Annotated in this window: 14 protein-coding genes; 3 read left to right on the top strand and 11 right to left on the bottom strand. The window is 71.6% G+C overall.

The features are described 5' to 3' along the window. Positions 1-147: 147 nt before the first annotated feature. Positions 148-747 (bottom strand): hypothetical protein, encoded by a 600-nt coding sequence (locus tag ACZ63J_RS08185; RefSeq protein ID WP_465336789.1) that lies wholly within the window; start codon positions 745-747, stop codon positions 148-150. A gap of 3 nt (positions 748-750) precedes the next feature. Next, a complete protein-coding gene (locus ACZ63J_RS08190; protein WP_465312376.1) occupies positions 751-1,131 on the bottom strand; it encodes an LppU/SCO3897 family protein in 381 nt (126 codons plus the stop codon). Positions 1,132-1,275: 144 nt separating this feature from the next. Here ACZ63J_RS08190 and ACZ63J_RS08195 point away from each other — a divergent pair, with 144 nt between their 5' ends. Continuing rightward, entirely contained in the window at positions 1,276-2,682 is a 1,407-nt protein-coding gene (locus tag ACZ63J_RS08195) for a PI-PLC domain-containing protein (protein ID WP_465398610.1), read from the top strand. Between the two features lie 6 nt (positions 2,683-2,688). On the opposite strand, the gene ACZ63J_RS08200 is transcribed toward ACZ63J_RS08195, so the two are convergent. Then, on the bottom strand, positions 2,689-4,584 hold the full coding sequence (locus ACZ63J_RS08200) for a hypothetical protein (RefSeq protein WP_465398611.1): 1,896 nt from the start codon (positions 4,582-4,584) through the stop codon (positions 2,689-2,691). Positions 4,585-4,774: 190 nt separating this feature from the next. Between ACZ63J_RS08200 and ACZ63J_RS08205 the strand changes: the two genes are divergently transcribed. Then, a complete protein-coding gene (locus tag ACZ63J_RS08205) occupies positions 4,775-5,932 on the top strand; it encodes an FAD-dependent monooxygenase (protein WP_465398612.1) in 1,158 nt (385 codons plus the stop codon). Here the strand turns inward: ACZ63J_RS08205 and metH are convergent. After that, complete coding sequence (gene metH, locus ACZ63J_RS08210; protein WP_465398613.1) at positions 5,914-9,555, bottom strand: methionine synthase; 3,642 nt, start codon at positions 9,553-9,555, stop codon at positions 5,914-5,916. The two genes, ACZ63J_RS08205 and metH, sit on opposite strands and share 19 nt — an antisense overlap. 226 nt (positions 9,556-9,781) lie before the next feature. Here metH and ACZ63J_RS08215 point away from each other — a divergent pair, with 226 nt between their 5' ends. Continuing rightward, positions 9,782-10,642, top strand: a complete 861-nt coding sequence (locus tag ACZ63J_RS08215; RefSeq protein WP_465336798.1) for a TIGR03619 family F420-dependent LLM class oxidoreductase — start codon at positions 9,782-9,784, stop codon at positions 10,640-10,642. A 50-nt stretch (positions 10,643-10,692) separates the two neighbouring features. Here the strand turns inward: ACZ63J_RS08215 and ACZ63J_RS08220 are convergent, their stop codons facing one another. From ACZ63J_RS08220 to ACZ63J_RS08250, 7 genes are all read right to left on the bottom strand, one after another. Then, the gene (locus ACZ63J_RS08220; RefSeq protein ID WP_465398614.1) at positions 10,693-12,075 is read right to left on the bottom strand and encodes a sugar porter family MFS transporter; all 1,383 of its coding nucleotides are present in this window, start codon (positions 12,073-12,075) and stop codon (positions 10,693-10,695) included. Positions 12,076-12,861: 786 nt separating this feature from the next. Continuing rightward, complete coding sequence (locus ACZ63J_RS08225) at positions 12,862-13,863, bottom strand: zinc-dependent alcohol dehydrogenase family protein (RefSeq protein WP_465398615.1); 1,002 nt, start codon at positions 13,861-13,863, stop codon at positions 12,862-12,864. Between the two features lie 26 nt (positions 13,864-13,889). Then, complete coding sequence (locus ACZ63J_RS08230; protein ID WP_465398616.1) at positions 13,890-14,591, bottom strand: HAD family hydrolase; 702 nt, start codon at positions 14,589-14,591, stop codon at positions 13,890-13,892. Beyond that, positions 14,588-15,397 (bottom strand): carboxymuconolactone decarboxylase family protein, encoded by an 810-nt coding sequence (locus ACZ63J_RS08235; protein ID WP_465336804.1) that lies wholly within the window; start codon positions 15,395-15,397, stop codon positions 14,588-14,590. Before ACZ63J_RS08235 ends, ACZ63J_RS08230 begins: the two co-directional genes overlap by 4 nt. Positions 15,398-15,433: 36 nt before the next feature. Then, on the bottom strand, positions 15,434-16,240 hold the full coding sequence (locus ACZ63J_RS08240) for an AfsA-related hotdog domain-containing protein (RefSeq protein ID WP_465336805.1): 807 nt from the start codon (positions 16,238-16,240) through the stop codon (positions 15,434-15,436). A 32-nt stretch (positions 16,241-16,272) separates the two neighbouring features. Then, the gene (locus ACZ63J_RS08245; RefSeq protein WP_465398617.1) at positions 16,273-17,736 is read right to left on the bottom strand and encodes a hypothetical protein; all 1,464 of its coding nucleotides are present in this window, start codon (positions 17,734-17,736) and stop codon (positions 16,273-16,275) included. Positions 17,737-17,936: 200 nt separating this feature from the next. Next, positions 17,937-19,424, bottom strand: coding sequence for a cellulase family glycosylhydrolase (locus ACZ63J_RS08250; protein ID WP_465398618.1), 1,488 nt, complete (start codon positions 19,422-19,424; stop codon positions 17,937-17,939). Between the last annotated feature and the right edge of the window lie 348 nt (positions 19,425-19,772).

The raw sequence follows: 19,772 nt of genomic DNA on the forward strand, positions 1-19,772 counted from the left end.
CGGATAATGACCACGCACGGCCCGGTGGAGTACCGGATCCGCGCGGCGATTTCGCATTAATCGCCGAATGGCGCGGCGAACACGACAGAACGGACATTCGATCTTTCATTCCGTGAGCATTTACCGTCCATTAACGGGAAATCGTGATCATTGATTTCCCGGTGATTCTTTTTCCCGCCCGAGCATGATTCCGGCGACCCGTGGCAGGACGACGGCGTTCCAGCCGCCCATCCCGGTGGCCAGTGCCGGCTCCGGGCCGCCGGTCCACACGCGCACCTGTCCCGCGCGCAGGTCCGTGCCGAGCACCGCCGCCCACGGCACCTTCTTCCCGGACCACCGGCAGCGGCGCAGGCCCTCGGCGTCGGCGTCGATCCGCGGGCGCCGGCCGAACCGGGCGGTGGCGCCGGCGGTGATCGCGTCTGCCGCGGCGCCGGCGATCCGCGGGCAGGCCGCGCATTCGACCAGTTCGACCAGCCGCCGCCAGGTCTCGCGCGCGTCGTCCAGTTCGCCGCCCCGGCCGAACGCGTCGAAGACGAACCGGCCGCGCACCGGGCCCGCGGCCAGGCCGAGCGCGTAGCTGGCCTGGCGCGGCCGGGCCGCCGCCGCGTAGGCGACCCGGTCGACCTCGGCCAGCCGGAAGACCCGGTCCCCGATCACGATCACGTCCCCCGCCGCGGCGAGTGTGCGCCCGCCGCTGGAGACCCGTAGCCCGCCGGACCCGGTGAACGAGAACTTCCCGGCCGCCACGGGTTACTTGCCGGTCTTCGCCAGGCAGAGCACCACGCCGGTCTGGCCCTCCTTGCCCTCCCAGAACACCTGGTCCGCGTCCGGGTAGGCGGTGCACGCGCTGACCTGCGCTTCCGTCTGCGTCTTGTCCTCGATCCGCGCGACGACCTTCAGCGTCGCGTTCGCCGCGCCGCAGTCGACGATCTTCACGTAGTTCTCGCCGCTTTCGGTGACGCAGTTGCCGGCTTGCGCGTTCTCGCCGTTGTCCCGGGTCGCCACCCAGACCAGGGCGAGGATCGCGGCGACGACGACCAGGAACACGGTGAGCACGATCTTCTGGCGCCGCTTCGACTTCTTGGGCGCGGCGGGCGGCTGGGCCGCCCCGGGTTCGCCGGTGTGGGTCATGGTGTTTTCCTCCCTCGAAAAACCGGTTGTCACCTCCTGGGCGTTCCACGGCCGTTCCACGACGTTCCACCGGAGTTCGAGACAGCGTCCCGCTCGGACGGCCAGGATGGGGCGAGTCCCGTTCGCCGACGTGAGGACCCGAGGATGACCCGACTGCCCGCTCTGGCCGTCTCCGCGATCACCGCCGCCGCGCTGCTCACCGCCGGCACGGCCGAGGCCGCGAGCCCGCCCTTCACCGGTTCGGTGTTCCGGGCTACCCACAACAGCTACTCGGGCAACGTCGACGGCGCGAAGAGCTCCATCGCCTACCAGCTCGACCACGGCGTCCGGTTCATCGAGCTCGACGTGCACGACAACGGCTACGCGACGAACCACGACTACGGCGTCGGCCACGACTCGCCCGGCAACGCCGTCGACCACAGCGGCGGCAACCCGGCGTCGAACAACCTGCGCGACTGGCTGGCCACGGTGAACTCGTGGTCGGCGGCGCACCCGGCGGCCGCGCCGATCGTGGTGATGCTCGACCTCAAGGACAACCTGACCGACAACACCTCCTACGCGGCCGGCAACCTCACCGCCGTCAACCAGGAGCTGGAGTCGGTGTTCGGCAGCCGGCTGCTGCGGGCGCAGGACTACCCGGCGGGCCAGCCGACGGTCGACGCGCTGCGCGGGCGGGTGCTGCCGCTGCTGTCCGGCGACGCCGGGACGCGTGCCGAGTACAAGCGTGACGTCGGTTCCCACCCGGCGGTCGCGCTCAACGGCCGCGGCCAGGTCGTCGAGGTGCACGACTCGGGCGCCGGCGCGCTCTGGTACTGGACCGGCACGTACGGCGCCGACGGGCGCATCACCTGGCTGCGGCACGGGAAGTACGACAACGGCCAGACGCCGGCGGTGGCGCTGAACGACAACGGCGACCTCGTCGAGGTGCACCAGTCCCAGAGCGCGTCGACGCTCTGGTCGCACGTCGGCAAGCTCGGCGCGGACGGCGAGATCACCTGGCAGGCGAGCCGGCAGTACGACAACGGCGTGCTGCCGACCGTCGCGTTCACCGACGGCACCCACCTGCGGGAGATCCACCAGAGCCAGAGCACCAGCCAGAACTGGGCCTGGAACGGCACCCTGGCGGGCACGACGGTCTCGTGGACCGGCAACACCAAGACCTCCGACGCACGGTTCGCCAAGGACGTCGCCACGAACGGCAGCCGGCGGGTGAAGGTGTGGACGGGCGCGGACGGCCCGACGCCGTCGAACACCCTGCGCGTGGACACCGCGAGCGTCGCCGGTGACCGGATCCGCTACCGGCAGGTCGCGTTCGACGAGTTCCAGAAGGGCGACAGCGCGGAGCTCCAGCAAGGTGCGCTGTTCTACGGCGCGCCCGCGACGGAGTCGGCGTTCATCACCGCGGCCCGCGGCTCCGGCAAGCTGGTCCGCGGCTGGGACTTCGACTCCGCGAGCCAGGCGACCACACCGCTGGCGAGCTACCCGGCGACGAACCACCCGTACGACGCCTGGTACCAGACGCTGCTGACCCAGAACGGCGCCGTGGAGTAGGGAGCCTCAGCCGGGGCGGTAGCAGCAGCGGGTCCCGGTGCGGACGCCGTCGCGCAGGACGTCGCCGATCACCGCGTCCGCCGCGGCGATGCGGGTCAGCGCCCGCCGGATCGCCTTGCCCACGGCGATCCGGGCCTTCTCCTCGGCCCCGGCGAACTCCCGCACCCGGCCGGCCAGGCCCGCGGCGGCGGACAGCTCGCCGAGCAGCCAGTCGCGTTCGGTCCGCACCCGCTCGGCGCGGCCGTCGTCGTGGTTGGCCTCGTGCTCGTCGAGCTCGGCCTCCAGGGTGGCCAGCCACCGGCGGTAGTGGCTGGTGGCGGCCGGGTCGAGCACCGGCTGCGCGGACGTCGCGGCGGGCCGCACGCCGGGCCCGGCGGCCAGCTCGACGGCCGGCAGCTCGTGGCCCGGGTACTCCAGCAGGGTCGCGAGGTAGCCCATGCCGACGCTGTGCTCGACGAGCACCGACCGCGCGCCGAGGCTCACCAGCCAGTGCTTGCCGTGCCGGTGGCAGGTGACGCGCCCGGCGGCCGGTCGCGCGGGCGCGTCGGGCAGGACCATGCCGAGCTCCGCCGCTTCCTTCACCGCCGCGGCCCGCTCGCGCTCGGCGCCGGCCGAGCCCGGCAGCAGCGCGAGCGCCTGGGCGAGCCGGGCACGGGAAAGGGCCGCGGCCGGCCAGTGCGCCAGGGCCAGGTTGTCCCGCACGGCGGCCCGGAAGTGCCCGGCCGCGCGTTCGGCCTCCCCGGCGGTCAGCATCGCCACGCCGAGCGCGTGCTGCACCGAGCCGAAACACGCGACGCCCAGGCTGGCCGTCATCGGCAGCCGCGCGAACGGGGTCAGCAGCGCGTACGCGGCGAGCGCCGACTCGACGTCCGAGAGCAGGCACGCGGACTCGACGATGCCGTACATCGCCACCAGCCAGCTGCTCGACCGCGGCAGCAGCGCGAGGTCACGTCCGCGCAGCCGGGCCAGGGCGCCGGCGGCTTCACGGTGGTCTCCCGCTGCCGCGGCGGCCACGGCCAGCGCGGCGACCGGCGCGTTGTCGATCGCGCTCAGCGTGGGCGAGTTCGCCGTCTCCCGCAGCACCGGCGCCAGCTCCGCGATCCGGCCCTGGTACCAGCGGATGGCGACCAGCTGCGCCGCGTACCAGGCGGGCGCGTCCGCGTCGCCGGCGCGCTCGCCGCGTTCCGCGCAGGCGGCGGCCCGCGCTTCGGCCCCGGCGAAGTCGCCCGCGCGGATGGTGAGCATGACGTCGACGGCGTCGAGCACGAACCCGACCGCGAGGTGGTCCCGCTCGGCCAGCTGCCCGCGCAGGTCGGCGAGGCCGCGCCGGGCGTGCGGGTCGCCGTCGAGGAAGAGGTCGACCGTGCGCCAGAGCAGGCCCATCAGCAGGTCGCTGCGCCGCGAGGTCCGGAAGCCCTCGGTGATCAGCTCCTGCGCGAGCGCGCGGCGCTGCCCGCCGTGGTCGGGCCCGAGCAGGCAGTGGTGGGCGAGGCTCGCGGCCTCGGCCCAGGCCACCGGGTCACCCGCGCGCTTGGCCTCTTCCAGCACCGCGAGGATCCGGTTGCTCTCCCCCGCCACGTAATCGGCTTCGCCGGCGATCCGGGCCTTGAGCCGCAGGGCCAGCGACGAACCGGGCTCCACCGCCTCACGGGCACTGCGCAGCCTCGCCTGCAGCAACGCCGCCGCGGGCGCGCTGCGGTGCTCGTGGACCCACAGCCCGCCCAGGCCCAGCGCGGCGCGCGCCATCGCCGTGCCGTCGGCCGCGGCCTCGGCGGCCCGGTACGCGCGGTCGAACCACTCGCGGCCGGCGCGCAGGTCACCGTCGACGCCGAGCGCGTGTTCGCCGTGGCCCAGCAGCTCTCCGAGACCGCTCGGCGCCGGCCGGGTTCCGCTGTCCAGCACTGCCCGCCCCCTCTCCCCGGCGAAGATGGTCCCCCCGGAACCGGACCGGGTCAACACGGGAAACCCGCGCCGGTGGCCGGGAATTTTCCGTCCTCGGCCGTCCATTCGGGACAGTCACGCACCGGACGCCGACGGTGACCGTCAGCGGACGGCCAGGGAACGGTCAGCGCCGCCCGGGAAGCTCCGGGGCATGAAGAACCTCACCGTCCTCATCTCCGGCGCCAGCATCGCCGGCCCCGCCCTCGCCCACTGGCTGACCCGCTACGGCTGCACCGTCACCGTCGTCGAACGCGCCCCCGCGGTGCGGCCCGGCGGGCAGGCGGTCGACTTCAAGGGCGACACCCACCGGACCGTGCTCGAGCGGATGGGCATCCTCGACGAGGTCCTGGCCCGCCAGACCGGCGGAACCGACCAGACGATCATCAACGCCGAGGGCCGCGCCCAGGCGGTGATCCCCGGCGAGTTCACCGGGGGCGAGATCGAGATCCGCCGCGGCGACCTGGCCCAGCTCCTCTACGAGCGCACCGCCGAGCACTGCGAGTACCTGTTCGGGGACACCATCACCGCGCTGGTCGAGACGGCCGACGGCGTGGACGTCACCTTCGCCGACGCCGCGCCCCGCCGGTTCGACCTGGTGGTCGGCGCGGACGGCATCCACTCGAACGTCCGGCGGCTGGCCTTCGGTCCGGAGCGGGACTACGTCCGCTTCCTCGGTCATTACTACGCGCTGGCCGAGCTGGGCGAAGAGGTCGCCGACGGCGACGCGGTGATGTACAACGAACCGGGCCGGATGACCGCGGTCGGCGGGCCGAAGGCGTCGGCGTTCTTCGTGTTCGCCTCGCCGGAGCTGGACTACGACCGCACGGACGTCGCGAAGCAGCGGAAGCTGGTGGCCGAGGCCTACCGCGGCGCCGGCTGGCGCGTGCCCGAGCTGATCGCGAAGGTCCCGCAGGCTCGCGAGTTCTACCTGGACTCGCTCGCCCGCGTCACGATCGACCACTACTCGCGCGGCCGCGTGGTCCTGCTCGGCGACGCCGCGTACGGCAACACGCTCGGCGGCTTCGGCACCGGCCTGGCGATCGTCGGCGCGTACGTGCTCGCCGGCGAGCTCCTGGCCGCCGGCGGCGACCACCGGGCCGCCTTCGCGGCGTATGAAGAGCAGTTCCGCGGCTACGCCAAGATCTCGCAGCGCGGCAGCGCGGGCCCGTTCCTCGCGCCGCCGTCCCGGCTGCGGATCAAGCTGCGGGACTGGACGTTCAAGTCCCGCTTCCTGCTCCGCATGATGCTCAAGGCGACCGACAACTTCGCCACCCACATCGCGCTGAAGGACTACGCCTCGGGCTCGTAGGCCAGGTTCGGCCGCAGCCACTGCTCGACCTCGGCCACCTCGACCCCCTTGCGGCGCGCGTAGTCCTCGATCTGGTCGCGGTTCAGCCGCCCGACGGTGAAGTACTTCGAGTCCGGGTGGGCGAAGATCAGCCCGGACACGCTCGCCGCCGGCGTCATCGCGAACGACTCGGTCAGCGCCATCCCCAGCTCGTCCGCCTCCAGCAGCTCGAACAGCTCGCGCTTCTGGCTGTGGTCGGGGCTGGCCGGGTACCCGAGCGCCGGGCGGATGCCGCGGAACCGCTCCGCGTGCAGGTCTTCCAGCAGCGGGTCGGCGTCCGGCTCGAACCAGTCGCGGCGGGCCTTGAGGTGGATGTGCTCGGCGAAGGCTTCGGCGAGCCGGTCGGCCAGCGCCTTGACCATGATCGCGCGGTAGTCGTCCTGCTCGGCCTCGTACTTCGCGGCGAGCTTCTCGGCGCCCTGGATGGCGACGGCGAACCCGCCGAGGTGGTCACCCGCGGGCGCGATGTAGTCGGCGAGGCAGCGGTTCGCGCGGTCCAGCGGCTTCGACGTCTGCTGGCGCAGCATCGGGAAGCCGACGTGGGCGAACTCGCCGTCGAGCAGGATGTCGTCACCCTCGCGGTGCGCCGGCCAGTACGCGTACGCGCCCTTCGCGGTGAAGCTGCCGTCGGCGATGATCTGGTCCAGCAGCGTGTTCGCGTCGTCGAACAGCTCCCGCGCGACCGGCTGCTCCAGGATCGCCGGGTACTTGCCCTTGAGCTCCCAGGCGAGGAACAGGAACTGCCAGTCGACCATCTCGCGCAGCTCGGTGATGCTCGGCTCGACCACCCGGACGCCGGTGAAGGCCGGGGTCGGCAGGTCGTCGAACGACACCTTCTCCGGGTTCGCCCGCGCCTGCTCGAGCGTGAGCATCGGGCGGCGCTGCTTGTTCGCGTGCTGCTCGCGTAGCACCTCCTGGTCGGCCCGGTTCCGCTCGGCCAGCTCGATCGACCGGTCCGGGTCCAGCAGGTCGGAGACGACGCCGACCACGCGCGACGCGTCGAGCACGTGCACGGTCGCGTTGTCGTAGGCGGGGGCGATCCGGACCGCGGTGTGCTGGCGGGACGTCGTGGCCCCGCCGATGAGCAGCGGCAGCTTCAGCCCGCGGCGCTGCATCTCGGTGGCCACCGAGACCATCTCGTCGAGCGACGGTGTGATCAGCCCGGACAGCCCGACCGCGTCCGCCCCCTCGGTGACGGCGGTGTCGAGGATCTTCGCCGCCGGCACCATCACGCCGAGGTCGATCACCTCGTAGTTGTTGCAGCCGAGCACCACGCCGACGATGTTCTTGCCGATGTCGTGGACGTCGCCCTTCACCGTGGCGAGCACGACCTTGCCCTGGCCGTTGGACACCTCGGCCCGCCCCGCGAGCCGGGCCTCCTCCTTCTCGGCCTCCATGAACGGCTCGAGGTAGGCGACCGACCGCTTCATCACGCGGGCGCTCTTGACCACCTGCGGCAGGAACATCTTGCCGGAGCCGAAGAGGTCGCCGACGATCTTCATGCCGTCCATCAGCGGGCCTTCGATCACCTCGAGGGGCCGCGCCAGCTGCTGCCGCGCCTCTTCGGTGTCGTCCTCGATGAAGTCGACGATCCCGTGCACGAGCGCGTGCGAAAGCCGTTCCTGCACGGTGCCTTCGCGCCAGGAGAGGTCGACGACCCGCTTGGTGCCGCTGCCCTTGACGTTCTCGGCGAAGCTCACCAGCCGGTCGGTGGCGTCCTCGCGGCGGTCGAAGAGCACGTCCTCGACCAGCTCCAGCAGGTCGGCCGGGATGTCCTGGTAGACCGCGAGCTGGCCGGCGTTGACGATGCCCATGTCGAGCCCGGCCTGCACGGCGTAGAAGAGGAACGCCGAGTGCATCGCCTCGCGGACGACGTCGTTGCCGCGGAAGGAGAACGAGAGGTTCGAGATGCCGCCGCTGGTCCGGGCGCCCGGGCAGCGCTCCTTGATCCGGGGCAGCGCGTCGATGAACGCCTTCGCGTAGCCGTTGTGCTCGCTGATGCCGGTGGCGACGGCCAGCACGTTCGGGTCGAAGATGATGTCCTCGCCCGCAAAGCCGGCCTGCTGCGTCAGCAGGTCGTACGCGCGGCCGCAGATCGCGACCTTGCGGTCGGCGGTGTCGGCCTGGCCCTGCTCGTCGAAGGCCATCACGACCACACCGGCGCCGTAGTTGCGGATGACGCGGGCCTGGGCGAGGAACGGCTCCTCACCCTCCTTGAGGCTGATCGAGTTGACGACGCCCTTGCCCTGGATGCAGCGCAGGCCGGCTTCGAGCACGGTCCACTTGGAGCTGTCGACCATCACCGGGATGCGGGCGACCTCGGGCTCGGTGGCGATGAGGTTGAGGAAGGTCGTCATCGCCTGCTCGCTGTCGAGCAGGTCGGCGTCCATGTTGACGTCGAGCAGGTTCGCCCCGCCGCGGACCTGCTCGAGCGCGACGTCGACGGCGGCCTGGTGGTCGTCGGACTCGATGAGCCGCCGGAACCGCTTCGAGCCGGTGACGTTGGTGCGCTCGCCGATCATCACGAACCCCGTGTCGGCGCCGATGCCGAACGGCTCGAGCCCGCTGAACCGCGTGTGGGTGCGCGGCGCGGGCACTTCGCGCGGGGTGACGCCTTCCGCGGCGGCGGCGATCTTCTTGATGTGGGCCGGGGTCGTGCCGCAGCAGCCGCCGACGAGGTTGACCATGCCGTCGCGGGCGAAGCCGCCGATCAGCCCGGCGGTCTCCTCGGGCGTCTGGTCGTACCCGCCGAAGGCGTTCGGCAGCCCGGCGTTCGGGTGACAGGCGACGTAGGTGTCCGCGAGCCGCGACAGCTCCTCGACGTGCGGGCGCATCTCTTCCGCGCCCAGCGAGCAGTTGACGCCGACGACCAGCGGCTTCGCGTGCTCGATCGAGCTCCAGAACGCCTCGACGGTCTGGCCCGAGAGCGTCCGGCCGCTCAGGTCGACGATGGTGACCGAGATCCACAGCGGCAGGTGCGGCGCGACGTCGCGGGCCGCGGCGATGGCCGCCTTGCAGTTGAGCGTGTCGAAGATCGTCTCGATCATCAGCAGGTCGACGCCGCCCTCGGCGAGCCCGGCGATCTGCTCCGCGTACGCGGCCTTGACCTGCTCGAACGTGACGGCCCGGTACGCCGGGTCGTCGACCTTGGGCGACAGGCTGAGCGTGACGTTCAGCGGGCCGATCGAGCCGGCGACGAACCGGCCGCCCGCTTCGTCGGCGGCCTGGCGCGCGAGCTGCGCGCCGCGGACGTTCATCTCGTGGACGTGGCGCTCCAGCCCGTAGTCGGCCTGGCCGATGCTGGTGGCGGTGAAGGTGTTCGTCGTGGTGATGTCCGCGCCCGCGGCCAGGTACTGGCGGTGCACGTCGAGGATGACGTCCGGGCGGGTGAGGTTGAGCAGGTCCGGGTCCCCGGTGACGTCGTGGGTGTGCTCGCCGAAGCGGTCGCCGCGGTAGTCGGCCGGGGTCAGCCCGGCGCCCTGCAGCATCGTTCCCCAGGCGCCGTCGAGCACCGCGACCCGCCGGCCGAGCAGCTCGCGCAGGCGCGCGGTGGCGTCGGACTCTCGCGGGGTGTTGGGGTTCACCGGCAGCCTCCCTCGGTCGGGAGGCGCCCTTGGGTGGTCGTGCCGGCCGAGCGTGGCGGACCCGGGTCCGTTGCAGCGCCTCTCGACCTGTGACCCACGGTAGCGGACCGAGGCCCGGGCACGCCATCTTGCGGACTGCTCTGTCCACGGACTGGGACGAATCCGGCAACAACCCGGCAACCCGGCCCGCCTTGAAAACTGAAACACGTTCTAATACGCTCCTCGCGTGGACTACGGAATCGTGCTGTTCACCAGCGACCGAGGCATCACCCCGGCTTCCGCGGCCCGCGCCGCCGAAGCCGCCGGGTTCGCCACCTTCTACGTGCCCGAGCACACGCACATCCCGGTGAAGCGCGAGTCGCCGCACCCGCGCACCGGGGACGCTTCCCTGCCCGACGACCGCTACAGCCGCACGCTCGACCCGTGGGTCGCGCTGGCGACGGCGGCCGCGGTCACGTCGCGGATCCGGCTGTCCACCGCGGTGGCGCTGCCCGTCGAGAGCGACCCGATCACGCTGGCCAAGACGATCGCGAGCCTGGACCACCTCTCCGGCGGGCGGGTCACGCTCGGCGCCGGGTTCGGCTGGAACGTCGACGAGCTGACCGACCACGGGGTGCCCGGCAACCGCCGCCGCACCGCGCTGCGCGAGTACCTCGAGGCGATGAGTGCACTGTGGACGGAGGAAGAAGCCGCCTACGCCGGGGAGTTCGTCTCCTTCGGGCCCAGCTGGGCGTGGCCGAAGCCGGTCCAGCCGCACATCCCGGTGCTGCTCGGCGCGGGTCCGACGGAGAAGACGTTCCGCTGGATCGCGCGCCACGCCGACGGCTGGATCACCACCCCGGCCGACACCGACCTGGACGGGCATCTGGCCCTGCTCAAGGAGATCTGGCGCGACGAAGGCCGCGAAGGGGCGCCGCGGGTCTGCGCCCTCGGGGAACGCCCGGACCGGGAGCGCCTGGCGCACCTGGACTCGATCGGCGTCACCGAAACCGTCTTCGGGCTCCCGGACCGGGCGCCGGAGGAGGTCGAAGCGTGGGTCGGCCGGCTCGCCGGCAAGCTCGGCCTGGTCACCGCCCCCGCACACTGAACCGGCGGGACACGGAAGATCCGTGTCCCGCCGGTGCCGACCACCCGGGGTCAGCTCGCGGTCACGCCCTGGCGCGCCCGCAGGTCGAGCTCGATCTGCTCCAGGCTGCGTCCCTTGGTCTCCGGGACCAGCCACTTGGTGAGCACGAACAGCACCACGTTGATCCCGGCGAACAGGAACATCGAACCGCCGATGCCGAGCGAGCCCACCGCGGAGATGAGCGGGAAGACCGCGCTCACGATGCCGGTCGCCGCCCAGAGGACAACACTGCTGACGCCCATGCCGGCCGCGCGGTACTTCAGCGGGAACACCTCGGCCATCATCACCCAGACGACCGCGCCCCAGCCGAGCTCGTAGCCGACCAGGTACAGCACCATCATCACCAGCATCAGGATGCCGCGGGTGCCGGTGTCGTGGACGTTCAGCACGACGAGCCCGGCCGCCGCCAGCGTCACGACCATGATCACGTTGCCGATGAGCAGCAGCGGCTTGCGGCCCCAGCGGTCGACGACGAACACGACCCACGCGGTGAACAGGAACTTCGTGACACCCAGCAGCACGCCGGACAGCAGCGCGGCCTGGGTGGCGAAGCCGAGGCCGATCAGCATCGTCGGGAAGTACGCGTTGATCGCGTTGACCCCGCTGAACTGCTGGCCGACGGCGAGCAGGATCGCGACGACCATCATCGGGCGCACGAAGCCGGAGAACAGCTCGCGGAACCGCGGCTTGGCCTCGGTGTCCAGCCGGATGACGTCGCGGATCGTCTCGATCTCTTCGTCGAGGTTCACGGAGTTGCCGTGCGCGCTCGCCAGGACCCGCCGGGCTTCCTCCTCCTGGCCGTTCTTGAGCAGCCAGCGCGGGGTCTCCGGCAGGAACGCCAGCCCGACCAGCAGGATCGCGGCGGGCACGATGGCGCCGGCGAACATCCAGCGCCACGCCGAGATCGGGCCGAGCCAGTAGCTGACCAGGAACGCGATCAGGATGCCGAGCACGATGAAGATCTGGTTGAGCGCGCCCATGGCGCCGCGCAACCGGGCCGGCGCGAGCTCCGACAGGTAGGTCGGCACCGTCGAGGACGAAAGCCCGATGCCGAGGCCGATCACCAGCCGCGAGATCACGAGCAGCGCGAACGTCGGCGAGAAGCTCGCCGCGAGCGTGCCCACGATGACCACCACCGCGGCGACCATGATGGTGCGCCGCCGGCCGAGGGCTTCGTTGATGCGGCTGGAGAACAGCGCGCCCACGATCGCGCCGACCGAGAGGCTGGCGGTGATCACACCCTTGTCCCAGGCGGTCAGCGACCACGCTTTCCCGATGAACGGGAGCACCCCGGAGATCACCCCGAGGTCGTAACCGAACAAGATGCCGCCGAGCGCGCCGAAGAAGTACAGCGTGGTTCGGCTGATATGCCGCGGCGGGGCCGTCTGCGTCATTGCCGGGTCGCCTCTTTCATAGGTTCAGTCCAGCCAGCGGGGACCACACTCACACGCCGGAAAAAACCGGGCAAGGCAGTCCTGATAACAATTCAGAAACGTGATCGCCGTTCACATATGTGATACCGCTTGGCGCACAACGTTACTCCGTCCGCGCGAGCGCCGATTCGGTACACAATGGACACGATCTGTCTCGTACGGCGGTTCAGGAATCCTTTGTGGATGATTACGGAAAGCGAAATCCGCGCGCGATTTGCGACGGTGCGTGAACCGGTTTCCGCTGAGCGGGAAATAGCCGCAGAGGCGTTCGGCCACCTGAACGGGCGGGCGCGGGTCCGGCCGCGCGAGCACGGCGCCGAAGCTGGACCGCAGCGGCGTCGAGGCGGGGTCGCCGCACGGCCGCGGGAGCTCGATGCGCGGGCTGAGCCTCAGCCTCGCCGAGGCGGCTTCAGAGTGAAATCCGCGGGCCGTACGGGGCGCGGTGAGGAAGGAGTCCGGGGGTGCGCGGACCGGCGTCGGCCGGAAGGGGGTTTCAACCCACCCCCAGGCGGTTGAAACCCCCTCCCCGCGCCCCCAGACCCGGACGTCGCTCCCAGCAGCCGCAGCCTGCTCGGGCGCTGTCCCGGTGACTATCACTCTCCCCGGTGCGGCCCGCGGCCGCCATTCCTGCCGAAAGAGGACTTTTTCGCCCGGTCACACCGCGGTTACCTGCGGAAACGCGCCTCGGAGGTACGGATATACCCAGGCGGACCGGCAAAACTTACCCGCGGGACAGCGGCCGCGCCCTCAGGCGCTCTCCAGCACGACCTTGCCGACGTGCGCGCCGGACTCGAGGTGCTTGAGGGCGTCCTCGACCTCGTCGAAGGCGAACCGGCGGTCGACGACGGGCCGCAGGCCGGACTGCTCGATGGCCTGGTTCATCGCCTGGAACGTCGCGCGGGAGGCGTTGGTGAGCCCGCGCAGGGTGAGCTGCTTGACCAGCACGAGCACCGGGTCGGCCGCGCCTTCGTGGGTCAGGACGCCGGCAACGCTGACGTGCCCACCATAGCGCGCGGCGATCATCGACTGGCCGATCGTGCCGCCGCCCCCGACGTCGACGACGTGGTCGACCCCGCCGCCGGTCAGCTCGGCCACGGCGGCGCCCCACTCCGGCGTCGTCGTGTAGTTGAGCGTGTCGGCGGCGCCGAGCGCGCGCAGCCGCTCCAGCTTCGTGTCGGAGCTGGACGTCGCGATGACGCGGGCGCCTCCGAGCGCCGCGAACTGCAGGGCGAACGTGGACAGGCCTCCGCTGCCCAGGGTGAGCACGGTCTGGCCCGGCGCCAGCCTGCCCTCTTCGACCACCGCGCGCCACGCCGTCACGCCGGCGCTGGGCAGGGTCGCCGCCTCGGCGTAGTCGAGGTGGGTGGGGACGGCGACCAGCGCGTCCGCCGGGAAGACGGCGTACTCGGCGAGCACCCCGTCGAGGGTGCCGGCGAGGTCGTCCGCCGTGTTGTGCGGCGTGCCGGGGCCCGACTGCCAGTCCGGGAAGTACGTCGCCGCGACCCGGTCACCCGCGGACCAGGCGCCCACGCCCTCGCCGACCGCGACGACCTCGCCCGCGCCGTCGGACAGCGGGACGACGTCCGCCTTCACCGGCTTCGGGTAGAAGCCCTTGATGATCATCAGGTCGCGGGCGTTGACCGCCCACCCGCGCATCCGGACCAGCACCTGCCCCGGGCCGGGCTCGGGGGTGTCGCGCTCGCCCACGACGAGCTGGGCGCCGGGACGCGGCAGGGAAAAATACTTCACAGCGGCTCCAAGGGTGCGGGAACTCCTCAACGAAGCCAGTGTGTCGAACTCGCGAGCTCCGCGTCGACGATCTCCACGAGTTCCGGGGTCAGTTCGGCGAGCGAGCCCGGCAGGTGCCGGACGCCGTGGGCGGCCATGAACTCCCGCTGCCGCGCGTGGGCGGGGCTCGACGGGAACCCGATGAAGCCGGCGCCGTGCGCGCGGGCGTCCTCGGCCACGCGGCTGACGTCGTCGACGAACACGATCTCGTCGAACCCGGCGCCGAGCACGGTCCGGGTGATGTGCTCGACGCCCGGCCGGTGCTCGTTGATGCTCACGTACGGCACCTCGGGGTCGAACAGGTCCACGAGGTCGCCGAGGTGCCGGTCGAAGGTGTGCTCCCGGGTCCGCCCGCCGTAGCAGACCAGCCGGACGTCGAGCTTTCCGAGCGCCTCCAGGCAGTCCCGCGCGCCTTCGGCGACGCGGATGGGGTGCTCGGCCAGGTAGTCCTGCCGGGCGGCCCACAGCTGCTTCAGGGTCTCTTCGGCCGGCTGGTCGAGCCCGCAGAGCGCGGTGACCTTCTCCGCGACGACGATGTCCCGCAGCCCGATGACGTCCCGTTCCGCCGCGGCGTCGTAGACCCCGCCGTGGTCGGTGACGAACCGCGCGATCATGGCCAGGTACGTGTCGTCGATCAGCACGCCGTCGCAGTCGAGGGCGACCACGCGGACCTTCCGCAGCCCGCTCACCGCTGCGCGAACACTTCCCGCGCGGCGGCGATGGCGTTGAGCGCGGCCGGGAACCCGCAGTAGAAGGCCAGGTGCAGCACGGTCTCCACCGCCTCCTGTTCGGTGCCGCCGACGTTGAGCAGGCCGTGGATGTGCACCTTCAGCTGCGGCAGCGCCGTGCCCAGCGCGACGCACGCGGCGATCGTGACGATCTCGCGGTGGCGCAGGCTCAGGTGCGGCCGGCTGTAGATCTCGCCGAAGGTGAACTCGATGATGTAGGTCGCCAGGTCGGGGGCGATGTCCTTCAGCGCCTCCGCGACCTTCTCCCCCGCGTCGCCGTCGACGGCCTTCATCGCGGCCAGCCCGCGCTCGTAGCGGTCTTCGATGCCCGCCCACGGCACGTCGGTGGTCTCGGCCGGCGTCTCGTCCGCCGGCAGGGTTTCGAACAGCGCCTTCAGCTCGCCCAGCGCGTTCAGGGTCGCGGGGAAGCCGGCGAACGAGCTGATGTGGATGACCGTCTCGACCAGCTGGCGGCGGGTGCAGCCGACGTTGAGCGCGGCCTTGGCGTGGAACTGCAGCTGGGAGCCCGCGTAGCCCAGCGCCGTGAGCGCGGCGACCGTCGCCAGCTGCCGGTCCGGCAGCGGCAGGCCGGGGCGGTGGTAGACGTCGCCGTAGATGAAGCCGACGCACTGCTCGCCGAACTCGGCTTCCCCGATGCTCGCGAACAGGTCCAGCACGGCCGGCCGCTCGACCCCGCCGAGCCGCCGGATGAGCTCGAGGCCCTGGGCGAAGGACGCCGAGCGGTCCTGCTGCTGCGCTTCGGACATCGTGGTGTGGTTTCCCTTCCGGAGTGGGTTTTCGGGTCAGTCCAGGTAGGCGCGGGTGGCCTGGTCGGCCTTGCGGCGCTCCAGCGTGTCGATGCGCCCCTGCCCGATCATCGAGTACTCGATGCCGGCGGTGGCGACGGTGCGCCCGTGCTGGCGGACCGCCGTGCTGGCGCGGAACTTGAGGTTGCTGTCGCGGCTGAGGTCGGACTCCTCGATCAGCGACTCGACCGTGGCCGGCAGCGGGAACAGGAAGTCCTGGAACGACAGGTCGATCCGCTTCCACACCCCCGCGTAGGCGGGCGCGCCCAGGCGCGGGCGGACCGCGGTCTCGAACTGCGCGATGCAGATCTGCCGCATCGCCTCGATGATCACGATGCCCTGCACGTGCTCACCGGTGTGGTGGTCGAGGATCAGCTCGTTGTCGCGGTGGATGCGCAGCTCGGCCCGGCAGTGCGTGGCCACCGGGCTGTGCACGCCCGCCAGCAGCACGTTCTCCGGCCGGTCCTTGTGCACCACCCCCGGGTGCGCCAGGGACTGCCGGAACGCCGCCGGGTCGGCGAGGCGCACCGACGCCTCGCTCTTTTCGCACGCGGCTTCGAGCAGGTCGCAGTCGGTCCCGTCGATGCCCTGACCGACGTGCACGACCCAGTGGCAGCCTTCCACCTCCGGCGCGCCGGAGGTGAGCATGGCCAGCAGGTCCGACATGGTCAGCACCCGGTCGCCGCGGGCGAACCGCGCGAACCGGTCGGCGACCACCACGACGTGGCGGCGGGTGTGGCCTTCGAACGCCCAGTCCGGCTCGACGGGAGCGTCCTGCGGGCGCGGGGAACCCTCCGGTGCCATCCGCGGCACCTCCATCCGGGTCGGGTCGCCCGTCACGACCGAGCCGAAGCTTGGGCGTCCAGGAGAGCCTCGGCGAGGCTCCGGGCCGTCGCGGCCGCGCGCCAGCGCGGTCCGGTCAGCTCGGTGGCCAGGACCTTGAGCATGGCACGCACCATGTCCGGCTGCTTCGCCACGTCCGTGGCCAGCAACGGTTCCACCTGCGCGGCCGCGCCGTCGAGATCGTCGAGCCGCAGGTGCGCGCGGCCGGTGTCGATCCGGATCATGGGGTCCATGGCCTCCCAGCGGTTTTCCAGCGACAGCTTTTCGTAGGCTTCGCGGGCCGTCCTGAACTCGCGCAGCGCGGCGCACGCCTGCCCGACCGACAGCAGCGAGGTCCCGGCCATGTAGTGGCGGCGGTCCTTCGTGATGTTGAAGAACCGGTCCTCCCCGCCCGCGCCCAGGTCCGGGTCCTCGATGCTGGTCCAGCGCGCGATCGCGTCGAGCACCTGCTGCTCGGCCTGCACCGACGACCAGCCGCGCGCCTCGGCGAGGATCAGCGGCGCGTCCGTCAGCCGGCCGCCGACGTGGTAGTTGAGCCCGTCGGCGGCGAGCTTCGCGGACTCGATGCCGTTGCCCGACCAGAAGGCCACGCGTGCCTGCGACGTGCGCACCCAGCGCCGGGCGAGGAAGTCGTCGGCGTACTGGGTGTAGAGCCAGGCCGCGGAGTTGAGCTCGCGCGAAAGGCGGTACCGCCCGAGGTCGCCGGCGATCCACGCCATCATCGCGGTGGACTTCGCCCCGACCAGGAGCAGGTCCTGGGTCTGTTTCGGCCGCTGGCGCCCCTTCAGCAGCGCCGACGCCCGCTCCTCGATGACGGCGAGCTGGCCGAGGATCGAGTCGGGCGCGGTGCGCGTGTAGGCGCTGCCGAGGAAGTCGAGGTCCGACCAGAGGTCGTCGAGCTGGACGTCGTCGACGTTGGTCTTGGTCAGCAGGATGGCGTCGTCGAGTGCGCTGGCGCCGAAGTCCTCCTCCGGCCGCAGCTCGGTGCGGGGCGCCGCGCTGCGGGCCGGCGGGACGTCGTGCTCGGGCACGGCGACCGCGGTCACCAGCGCCGGCTCGTCGGCGTGGTACTCGGCGAGGTCCTTGGCCGGCAGCTGCTCGAGGTCACGCAGCCCCAGCAGGGACTTCCAGCCGGTGCCGTACACCTGCGCGAGCACACGCAGCGCCGCGACGGTGGGCCGGACACCGCGTTCGGGCCACTGCTCGTACTCCCAGATCCGGGTGCCGCGCATGCCGGCCTTGGGGTCGCCGGTGACGGCGTTGTAGTGGTGCGCCGCGACGTCGAGCGAGAGCTCGGACGCGAGCCGCCACGCGGTCCGGGGCGGGATCCGGCATTCGACGATCAGGTTCTCCGCCACCCTGGCCGGCATCGCCGCCTCGGGAAAACCCAACGCGGCCAGCCGGTCGCGCAGTTGTGCACGGTAGGGCTTACTCCCTGGCTTTACCTGTCGACTCATCGTTCATCCAACGATTTCCGGAGTACTGGTGCACACGGACGACAGTACCGCAGCGTGACCGTAAGGGCCCAGGACGTCACCAAGGACCTGGTCACAGCACCCCGTAAGGGTGAGAGAACCCCCAAATCGTGCACGTGCAGACGACAGTGCCTCACTCGACCAAGCGAAGGGACGGTGGAAACCCACCGCCCCTTCGCCGCTCAGCCCGCCGCGAGGAAGCGCGCCCGGATGCCCGCGCCGAACGCCGTGGGCGTGCCGTCGTAGGCAGAGATCATCGCCGGGCCGGTGCCGCAGTTCCAGGTGTTCCACGTCCAGCCGAGGTAGGACGCCTGGTGCCGGTCGAGCCAGTCCATCAGGCCGGTGACGTACCCGCTCGCGCAGTCGTTCTCGCCGATCTCCCCGGCCACCAGCGGCACCGCCGCGGCGACCGGCGCGAGCTGGCTGTCCCAGCAGGACGCCGAGCTGCAGACGTTGAAGTTGTAGGAGTGCCAGGACGCGACCAGGTTGCCCGCCGGGTCGCTCGGCCGGTACTGCAGCCACCCGGTGAGGTCGTTGGAGTACGCGAGCCCGCCGAGCATGATCACGTTGGTGGCGCCGGTCGAGCGCACCGCGTTCACCAGCGTCTGCATGCCCGCCACCGGGTACCCGATGCCCGGGCACGCGGAACCGCCGTCGCGCCAGCACGTCCAGGCCTGGGCCGAGCCGGAGACGGCGCGGTCGAGGTAGGGCTCGTTGAACAGGTCGAGGATCGTGGCGTTGTCACCCTTGAACGTGGTCGCGACCGAGGTCCACAGGTCCACCGAATGCGCCGTGTTCGTCATCGGCTTCTGGCAGGTCGAGCTCACGTCCGCGCACGCCGACGAGTTTCCCGTGTAGACACCCTGGGTCCAGTGCAGGTCGAGGATCGCGAAGAGACCGTTCGCGTGCAACAGGTCCACATAGGACTTGAGCGCGGCGCGGTAGGTCGCGCCGGCGTACTCCGGCTTCACGTTGGGCAGCCCGAGCCAGCAGTCCTCGTTGAACGGCACGCGCACGACGTTGGCGTGCCAGCTCTTGATCGCGGCCACCGAGGCCGCGTCCATCGGGCCGTCGAAGAGGCCGTTGCCCTGCACACACGCGAACTCCCCGCCGGAACGGTTCACCCCGCGCAGGGTGACCGGGGTGCCCGCCGGGTCGGCCAGGCGGTTGCCCGCGACGTGCAACGCGGGCGCGTCCCCCGGCGGCGGAGTGGTGGTGGTCGTCGTCGGGGTTGTCGGGGTGGTGGTCGGCGTGGTGCCGCCGCAGGGCGCGCCGTTGACGCTGAACGACACCGGGGCGGTGTTCGTGCCGCTGTAGGCGAAGTTCGCCCCGGCGGTGACCGACGCGTTCGGCGCGACGGTGCCGTTCCAGGTCGCCGGGGTGAGCGTGACGGTCTTGCCGCTCTGGGCCCAGGTGCCGTTCCAGCCCTGCTGCAGCTGCTGGTTCCCGGTGTAGGCGTAGCTGACCGACCACCCGGACAGCGGCGCCGTCCCGAGGTTCTTCAGCGTGAGGTTGGCGGTGAAGCCGGTTCCCCAGTCGTTCGTCGTGTAGCCGACTTCGCAGGCCGTGGCCGCGGCGGCGGGCGCCGGGGTGCCGAGGGTGAAGGCCGTCGTCGCGCCGACGACGGCGAGTGCGCCGAAGGCGCCGAGCAGTGCTGGTCCGGAACGCATCGAACACTCCCTTGTGCAGGACTCATCATGAGAGCGCTCCCAGCAGCGCTGGACAGTACCGCCCACCCCGAGCCCTGTAAAGCCCGCCGCGATCTTGGGGAATATTCTTCCGAATCCACCCCAACGGCGGCATCCGGCCGCCTGGGCCGGTGGCCCAGTGCGACCGCGGGATCGGTTTCCCGCCAACGGGTTCGGCCGTTCAGGAGCGTTCAGTGGGCGCCGGGAGCGGCCGGCCGCCGGAAAACGGGCCACCGGAACGGGCCGCGGCCGGGTCGCGCTTTACAACCCGGACATCCCGGGGTTACGTTCTCGGCGGCTGGAAGCGCTCCCATGCCAGGTCGCCTCGCC

The sequence above is a fragment of the Amycolatopsis sp. NPDC104863 genome, from assembly GCF_055582965.1.